This window comes from Micromonospora sp. ATLC20 (assembly GCF_057196585.1).
The window spans coordinates 19,533-27,435 of record NZ_JBXUOV010000074.1 but is presented as its reverse complement, the minus strand read 5'-3'; the positions used below and the strand labels follow the sequence as shown (position 1 = coordinate 27,435).

Below are 7,903 nucleotides of genomic sequence, written 5' to 3'. Positions count from 1 at the left end.
CGCCGACGCCGCCCGCCGCGCCGCGGGCGGCGGGCCGCTGGACGCGGTGGACCGGCTCGTGGCCGACCTCGCCGCGCGGGGCACGCTGATCTTCGCCCAGAGGGTACGTCTGCTCGTGGCGCACCGGGTCGGCGACGAGGCGCAGCGGGTGGCGGCCGAGGCGGCGGTGGCCGCCGTCGACGAGGACCGCGCCGAGTTGAAGCTGTCGGTGAAGGAGCGGGACGACTTCTTCACCACGTTCTTCGTCAGCACCTGGTCGGTGTACGTCACCAAGGCGGCGGCACGGATCGGGATCGGCCCGACCGGGGTCACCATGGTCTCGGTGGCGTTCGCGGTGGCCGCGGCGGTGCTGTTCGGCGCCGGTGGACGGCCCGCGCTGGTGGCCGGCGCGATCCTGCTCTACCTGGGTTTCGTGCTGGACTGCGTGGACGGGCAGCTCGCCCGCTACACGCGGCACTTCAGCGCCTGGGGCGGCTGGCTGGACACGATGGCCGACCGCTTCAAGGAGTACGTGGTCTACGCCGGTCTCGGCTTCGGCGCCACGCACGCCGGGTTCCGGTACGGCTGGGCGCTGGCGCTCGCCGCGATGACGTTGCAGACCGTGCGGCACATGACCGACACCTGGTACGGCGCGCTGCACGACGAGGCGGCCCGGCGGCCGAAGGTGGTGAGTGCCGACGCGGGTGGCATCGGCGGGAAGCTGAACGCCGCGTCGACCCGGGTGCAGGCGGACACCGGCTCGGTGTCGTACTGGCTGAAGCGCACTGTGGTGTTCCCGATCGGTGAGCGGTGGGCGCTCATCGCGATCGCCGCCGCGCTGTTCGGGCCGCTGGTGGCGCTGGTCGCGGTGCTGGTCTGGGGCGCGTTGGCGTTCGCGTACACCGGGGGGTTGCGGACCTTGCGGGCGCGGTGGATGCGGGTGCCGGTGCTGACCACTGTGGACGCAGGTCTGCACCGGGACGACGGCCTGCTGGCGCGGACGCTGCCGACCGCGCGACGGCCGCTGCTGCTGGCGGTGCTCGGCGCGCTCGGCGCGGCGGGGACGCTGGTGTGGGCGCTGCTCGCGGTGCACGGCGGCGGCGACCTGCCGGTCTGGGTGCCGGTGCTCGCGCTGGTGCTGCTGCTGGGTGCCGCGCAGGCGTCGCGGGCGCCGCACGACGGGTCGCTGGACTGGCTGGTGCCTGCTGCGCTGCGGGCCGCCGAGTACCTGTTCGCCATCGCGATCGGCGTGGCGGGCCGGGCGCCGGCCTGGCTGATCTTCGGGTACGTGCTGGTGCTCACGCTGCTGCACTACGACCTGACCGCCCGGCTGGAGAAGCGGCAGTCGGCACCACCACTGCACGCGGCCACGTTGGGCTGGGCGGCACGTTCTGTGTTGCTGGCAATCGGGCTGATCGCCGGATATGCGAGTATCGCTCTGGCTACACTCGGTGCGTACCTTCTCGTGGTTTTTGTCGCGAGCGTGGTCCTCGCCTGGGTGGTCCTGCCGGCCCGCGCCCGTGGGGGTGTGCGCTCGCCGGGCTGACGGAGGGCGGGCCGGGGTGACCTTGATCAGCTTCGTCGTGCCGGCCTTCAAGGTGCAGGGCTACCTGCGGGAATGTCTCGACTCGATCCTCGACCAGCCGTTCGCCGACATCGAGGTGATCGGCGTCGACGACGCCTCCCCGGACGACAGCGGCGAGATCCTGGCCGAGTACGCGCTGCGCGACCCCCGGGTCCGCCCGGTGCGCCTCGCCGAGAACGTGGGGCTCGGTCCGGCCCGCAACATCGGGCTGGACCGGGCCGTCGGCGAGTACGTGTGGTTCGTCGACGGGGACGACTGGCTGGTGCCCGGCTGCCTGCCGCACGTCGCGGACCGGCTCCGCGACACCGCGCCGGACGTGCTGATCGTCGACCACGTCCGGGCGCACTGGAACAACATCGGCACCCGCAGCGCGATGCGCGACGTGTTCCCCGAACCGCCCGGCGCGACGACGTTCACGCTGCGGGACCGGCCGGAGACGCTGAAGCTGCTGCACACCGCCTGGAACCGGGTGGTACGCCGGGAGTTCCTGATCGAGCACGGGCTGCGCTTCGAGCCGGGTTGGTACGAGGACGTGTCGTTCAGCTATCCGGCGCTGATGGCCGCCGAGCGGATCGGCGTACTCGACCGGATCTGCCTGAACTACCGGCAGCGCCGCACCGGCGCGATCACGAAGACCCGGGGGGACCGGCACTTCGAGGTCTTCGCCCAGTGGCACCGCGTGTTCGGGCTGATGGACCGTTGGCACGTGACCGGGCTGCGGCCGTCGGTCTTCGAGCGGATGATCTGGCACTACCTCACGGTGCTCGGCAACGGCGACCGGATCGCCCCCGAGCTGCGGGCGCCGTTCTTCGCCCAGATGCACGCCGACTACGTGCGGTTCCTGCCGCCCGAGGGCTACCCGGTGCCGCCCGGCCCGGAAGGGCTCAAGCACCGGCTGGTGGCGGCCGGGCGCTGGCGGACGTTCAGCGCGTTGCGCGAGGCGCACCAGGCGGGGGAGACGGCCCGGCGGACCGCGCGGCGGGCCCGGCGACGGGTGACACCTGTGGTGCGGCGTACCGCCCGGCGGGCGCGTGACCTGGCGCTGGGCGAGTACTACCGGGCCGAGCTGCACCGGCCGATCGACCCGACGCTCGCCGTGTACGCGGCCTACTGGTACCGGGGCTACTCGTGCAACCCGGCGGCGATCTACGAGGCGGCCCGCCGGCTCGCGCCGCAGGTGCGTGGCGTGTGGATCGTCCGCCGCGACCGGGTGGCCACGTTGCCGCCAGGCGTCGAGTACGTGGTGGCCGGCAGCCGCGAGTACCACCGCGTGCTGGCCCGCGCCCGCTGGCTCGTCAACAACGTCAACTTCCCGGACTTCGTCCGCAAGCGGCAGGGCTCGGTGCACGTGCAGACCCACCACGGCACGCCGGTCAAGGTGATGGGCCTGGACCAGCAGCGCTACCCGGTGGGCGCGATGGGGATGAACTTCGCCGGCCTGCTGCGCCGCGTGGACCGCTGGGACTACAGCATCACCTCGAACAGCTTCTCCACCCAGATGTGGGAGCGGGCGTACCCGGCGGACTACACCACGCTGGAGGTCGGCTACCCGCGCAACGACCGGCTGGCGCTGGCCACCGCCGAGGAGCGCGGTCAGGTCCGCGCCGCGCTGGGCATCGCGCCCGACGAGTACGTGGTGCTCTACGCGCCGACGCACCGCGAGCACCTGCCCGGGTGGCGGCCACCGTTCGACCCGGACCGGATGCTCGACGTCCTCGGGCCCCGGGGCCGGCTGCTGATGCGCAGCCACTACTTCCACGACCGGGAGCGGCATCCCCGGGGACCGGCGGCGGACGGCGTGCTGGACGTGAGCGCGTACGAGCGGGTGGAGGACCTCTACCTGGCGGCGGACGTGCTGGTCACCGACTATTCCTCGGCGATGTTCGACTACGCCGTGCTGGACCGGCCGATAGTGGTCTACGCGCCGGACTGGGACGCCTACCGGGTGGCCCGGGGCGTCTACTTCGACCTGCTGGCCGAGCCGCCGGGCGCGGTCGCGCGGGACTTCCCCGGGCTGCTCGACGTGTTCCGTTCCGGCGCCGTCGACGACGAGGACGCCGAGCGGGCCCGGGCGGCGTTCCGATCGCGGTTCTGCGCGCTCGACGACGGGCACGCCGCCGAGCGCGTGGTGCGCCGCGTGTTCCTCGGCGAAACGCCGTAAAAGGGGTTACCGGCAGGTCACTTAACTGCGGAGCCCGGCGAATACCGCTTAATAGGACTGTCACGAGACGAACATGGCACGTTTACCCGATGTGCGAATCAGATGATCCTGGTCACAGTCATTCCCGGGTTTGGGGCGAGGAACTGGGGAGGTGACGGTGGCGACCGTCGCGCTCAAGGATGTCACCAAGGTGTTCCCGGATGGAACAGTCGCGGTCGACACCATCAATCTGGACGTCAACGACGGCGAGTTCATGGTGCTGCTCGGCCCGTCGGGCTGCGGGAAATCGACAGTGCTGCGCATGGTCGCCGGGCTGGAGGACCCGTCCTCCGGCGCCATCATGCTCGGCGGTGAACTGGCGAACGACCTGCCACCACGCGACCGGAAGATCGCCATGGTCTTCCAGGACTTCGCGCTCTATCCGCACATGACGGTCGGCGACAACATCGGCTTCCCGCTGCGCCTGAGCGGCGTCGAGCCCGTACCGCGTGGCGAGCGGATCCAGGACGTGGCGAGCGCGCTCGGCATCGGCGACGTCCTCGGGCGCAAGCCCAGCCAGCTCTCCGGCGGCCAGCGGCAGCGGGTCGCCATGGGGCGGGCGATAGTGCGCCGGCCCGGCCTGTTCCTGATGGACGAGCCACTCTCCAACCTGGACAGCGGGTTGCGCGCCGAACTGCGGGCGGAGATCTCCGGCCTCACCCGCGAACTGGGCGTCACCACCATCTACGTCACCCACGACCAGGCCGAGGCGCTGACCATGGCCGACCGCGTCGCCATCATGCGCAAGGGCGTGCTCCAGGACGTGGGCACCCCCACCCAGGTGTACGGCCGGCCCGCGACGCTCTACGTCGCCGCGTTCCTGGGCAGCCCCCGGATGAACCTGCTGGAGGCGTCGGTCTACGTCCACCTCGACCGGTACGTCGCGCTGAACCTCGGTGAGCAGTCGCTCTACCTGCCCTGGGACGACATCCGCAGCCGGGCGGTGGCGCACTACCACGGTGAGCGGATCGTGGTCGGCATGCGCGCCGAGGCGCTCACCCCGGTCGCCCCGGACACCGCCGGTGACGTGCTGCACGGGCGCATCCGCTACCTGGAGCACCACGGTCACGAGTCGCTCGCGTTCCTCGACATCGGCGCCACCGCGATCGTGGTCGACGAGATGGGCACCCCGGTCGAGCAGGCCGCACCGGGCCAGCGCGGCCTGCGCCGGTTCAACCAGGTGATGCAGCGGCTCACCGGCCGCGCGACGGAGTCGTCGGCCCCGGCCCCCGAGGCGGGCGGGGGCGGCGGCAACCGCACGAGCGTGCTGCCCGACCCGGGCCGCCACCACCGTCGTCCGGCGGAACTGGCGGTACGGCTCGCGCCGTACCCGCAGGTGTCGCCCGGGCACCCGCTCGCCGTGCAGGTACGGATGGACGCGCTGCACTTCTTCGACGAGCGAGGCGACCGCATCGACGTCGGCTGGCGGTGAAAGGAGGGGCACCCTATTAACGCCTCCGGTAGAGGAAGGGCCCCTTATTAACAGTCACCGCCCGGAGGGACGGGCGGGTGACGGCGATACGGGCCCCAGGCGACGAAGCGGGCGAACATGTCGGCCGGGGCCGGCGCGTCGTTCGGGTTCAGCCGGTAGAGGTCGCGTGTGGCCTCGTACAGCAGCCCGCACAGGTAGATGGACAGCCCGATCCGGTTGTCCTCGTACTCGCTGCGCAGCAGCAGGCGGGCCATCGGGCACGGCCACGGCTGGCCGCAGGCCCGGCAACACCACATCGGGCGCAGCGGCGTGTGCGGGGTGGCGTGCGACGGGTACGGCCGGGGGCGATCCGGCCTGGGCCCGTCCGGCGGCTGCCCGAGCTGGTGGCTGATCACTGGCGCTCCTCGTGGTGGCCGTCTTCCGGGTGCTGCTCCGGGGTGGTCCGTTGGCCGCCTCCGTGCCCGCGCTGCTCCGGTACGGACCAGCGACCGCCGTTCGCCCGCCACTGCTGGGCCGGGGTGAGGTTGCCGACCCGGCCGGGGCCCATCGTCGGTAGTGGACGCGTGGGCTGCCGCATCCACTCCGGCAGGTTGTCGCCCCGTACCCGGTGGGGCAGTGTCGGTGCCGACGCACCCCGGCAGCGGAACCAGCGCAGTCGCACGGCGCAACTCCTCTCGGTAGCGGGAACCGGACGAATTCGGCTCCACTGCGTGACAGTCTCGTCACCGCGCCGCTAGGGTCGGAAGGCGTTCCACCCCCACCTTCCCGGCCGTCCGACCGGCCGATTTCCGTGTGCAGCCGTGTGCAGAGGTGTGCAGATGATCCGTGTGCCGTTGTGGGAACTGTTCGCCGGTGAGCTACGCCGGTTACGTACCGATGCGGGGCTGACCCAGGAGGCGCTGGGCGAGCGGGTGAGCTATTCGGCGTCGCTGGTGGCGGCCGTCGAGCAGTGCCGCCGAGCGCCGCGCGCCGAGTTCACCGAGCGCTGCGACGAGGTGCTGAACGGCGGCGGCCTGCTGGTGCGGATCCGGGACGCGCTGATGCAGGAGGCGCTGATGCCGTGGTTCCGCGAGTGGGTGAGCATCGAGCAGGAGGCTGCCTCACTGCGTAGCTTCGAGCCGCTGGTTGTTCCCGGCTTGTTGCAGACCGAGGATTACATCCGCGCGCTGCACGAGGGTGCGAGTCCACTCGTCGGTGAAGCGATGGAGCAGCAGGTGGCCGCGCGCCTGGCTCGCCAGCCGGTGCTGGACCGCCCCGCGCCGCCGCAGTTCGTGGCGGTGCTGGACCATTCGGTGCTGAGTCGTGCGGTCGGCGGGCCGAAGGTGATGCGGGAGCAGTTGGAGCATCTGGTCGAGATGGGCCGCCGACCGCGGGTGCACCTACATCTGGTCCCGGAGACGGTCGGTGCCTATCCCGGACTCAACGGCGCGTTCGTGCTCGCCACCCCCGCCGACGGCGACGACGTGGGCTACCTCGATAACCAGTTGCACGGCACAATCGTGGAGCGGACGGTGGATGTGAACTCACTGCGGCAGACCTGGGAGTCCGTCCGCGCGGAGGCGATGCCGCACGGGGCGACCCTGGCGGCGATCTCGGAGGCGGCGAAACGATGGAGTTGACCGGCGCGATCTGGCGCAAGAGCACCCGCAGCAGCGGTAATTCCGGCAACTGCGTCGAGGTGGCGGACAACCTGCCCGGTGTGGTGGGGGTGCGGGACAGCAAGGACCGGCAGGGGCCGGCGCTGACGTTCACGCCGTCGAGCTGGGCGGCGTTCGTCGCGCACACCAAACGGGCGTGACCGACGTACCGGATCTCGGTCCGCCGCCACGGCGCACCGCCGTCGGCGTGGAGCAGGTGCGTCGCCTGATCGCCGACCAGTTCCCGCACCTGACCGACCTCCGGATCGAACCGGTCGCCAACGGCGGCTGGGACAACTGGACCTTCCACCTCGGCCCCGAGCTGCTGGTGCGCCTGCCCAGCGCTGCCGAGTACGCCCTGGCTGTCGAGAAGGAACACCTGTGGCTCCCGGCCCTCGCCGCTCGGCTGCCGCTACCAATCCCCGCACCGCTGGCGAAGGGCGAGCCGGGTGCGGGCTACCCGTATCCGTGGTCGATCTACCGATGGCTCGACGGCGAGACCGCGGGCGTGGACCGGATCGCCGACCCGGTGCGGTTCGCCCTCGATCTGGCCGGATTCCTCGCGGCCCTGCAGGACGTCGACGCCGCCGGCGGGCCGCAGCCGGGTGTCCACAACTGGTTCCGGGGCGGCACTCTGCGCACGTACGACAAGAAGGTCGAGGATGCGCTCGTGGCGCTGGACGACCACGTCGATGCCGAGCTGGTGCGCGAGGTCTGGGCGCGGGCGGTAGGCGCCCGCTGGGACGGGGTGGACCGCTGGTTCCACGGCGACATCGCCCCGGGGAACCTGCTGCTCGCGCGTGGCCGGCTGGCGGCCGTCATCGACTTCGGGACATGCGGCGTCGGTGACCCGGCCTGCGACCTGGCGATCGCCTGGACGTTGCTGACCGCCGAGGGCCGGGCCGGGTTCCGCGAGCGGCTGTCGGTGGATGACGCGACGTGGACGCGCGGACGTGGCTGGGCGCTCTGGAAGACGCTGTCCACCTACTCCCGCACCTTCGACGACCCCGAGGACGCGGAGGAGTCAGCCGAGGCGCTACGCATTCTCGGGGAGATGTTCGCCGAATAGG

8 protein-coding genes are annotated in these 7,903 nt (G+C 71.7%); 6 read left to right on the top strand and 2 right to left on the bottom strand.

The annotated features are described in order from the left end of the window. From AC2CHG_RS17260 to AC2CHG_RS17250, 3 genes are all read left to right on the top strand, one after another. A partial coding sequence (locus AC2CHG_RS17260) for a DUF5941 domain-containing protein (RefSeq protein ID WP_484525108.1) occupies positions 1-1,525 on the top strand: 1,525 nt, incomplete at its 5' end. 16 nt (positions 1,526-1,541) lie between these two features. Beyond that, positions 1,542-3,725 (top strand): bifunctional glycosyltransferase/CDP-glycerol:glycerophosphate glycerophosphotransferase, encoded by a 2,184-nt coding sequence (locus AC2CHG_RS17255; protein WP_484525107.1) that lies wholly within the window; start codon positions 1,542-1,544, stop codon positions 3,723-3,725. A 157-nt stretch (positions 3,726-3,882) separates the two neighbouring features. Continuing rightward, the gene (locus AC2CHG_RS17250; RefSeq protein WP_135242986.1) at positions 3,883-5,196 is read left to right on the top strand and encodes an ABC transporter ATP-binding protein; all 1,314 of its coding nucleotides are present in this window, start codon (positions 3,883-3,885) and stop codon (positions 5,194-5,196) included. Between the two features lie 47 nt (positions 5,197-5,243). Here AC2CHG_RS17250 and AC2CHG_RS17245 read toward each other — a convergent pair whose 3' ends face one another. Together AC2CHG_RS17245 and AC2CHG_RS17240 are read right to left on the bottom strand one after the other, a co-directional pair. Beyond that, positions 5,244-5,591, bottom strand: coding sequence for a hypothetical protein (locus AC2CHG_RS17245; protein ID WP_355510418.1), 348 nt, complete (start codon positions 5,589-5,591; stop codon positions 5,244-5,246). Then, positions 5,588-5,857 (bottom strand): hypothetical protein, encoded by a 270-nt coding sequence (locus AC2CHG_RS17240; RefSeq protein ID WP_484525106.1) that lies wholly within the window; start codon positions 5,855-5,857, stop codon positions 5,588-5,590. The genes AC2CHG_RS17245 and AC2CHG_RS17240 overlap by 4 nt, the downstream gene beginning before the upstream one ends. 157 nt (positions 5,858-6,014) lie before the next feature. Here AC2CHG_RS17240 and AC2CHG_RS17235 point away from each other — a divergent pair, with 157 nt between their 5' ends. The 3 genes from AC2CHG_RS17235 to AC2CHG_RS17225 are packed head-to-tail and all read left to right on the top strand — an operon-like array spanning position 6,015 to position 7,902. Then, positions 6,015-6,815, top strand: a complete 801-nt coding sequence (locus tag AC2CHG_RS17235; protein WP_402809185.1) for a helix-turn-helix domain-containing protein — start codon at positions 6,015-6,017, stop codon at positions 6,813-6,815. Continuing rightward, positions 6,806-6,994 (top strand): DUF397 domain-containing protein, encoded by a 189-nt coding sequence (locus tag AC2CHG_RS17230; RefSeq protein ID WP_363801966.1) that lies wholly within the window; start codon positions 6,806-6,808, stop codon positions 6,992-6,994. The genes AC2CHG_RS17235 and AC2CHG_RS17230 overlap by 10 nt, the downstream gene beginning before the upstream one ends. After that, positions 6,991-7,902 (top strand): aminoglycoside phosphotransferase family protein, encoded by a 912-nt coding sequence (locus AC2CHG_RS17225; RefSeq protein WP_484525105.1) that lies wholly within the window; start codon positions 6,991-6,993, stop codon positions 7,900-7,902. Before AC2CHG_RS17230 ends, AC2CHG_RS17225 begins: the two co-directional genes overlap by 4 nt. The last annotated feature ends 1 nt before the right edge of the window (position 7,903 follow it).

Coding starts and splice junctions, on each gene's coding strand:
- AC2CHG_RS17235 (WP_402809185.1), top strand. CDS start 6,015: ATGATCCGTGTGCCGTTGTGGGAACTGTTCGCCGGTGAGCTACGCCGG.
- AC2CHG_RS17230 (WP_363801966.1), top strand. CDS start 6,806: ATGGAGTTGACCGGCGCGATCTGGCGCAAGAGCACCCGCAGCAGCGGT.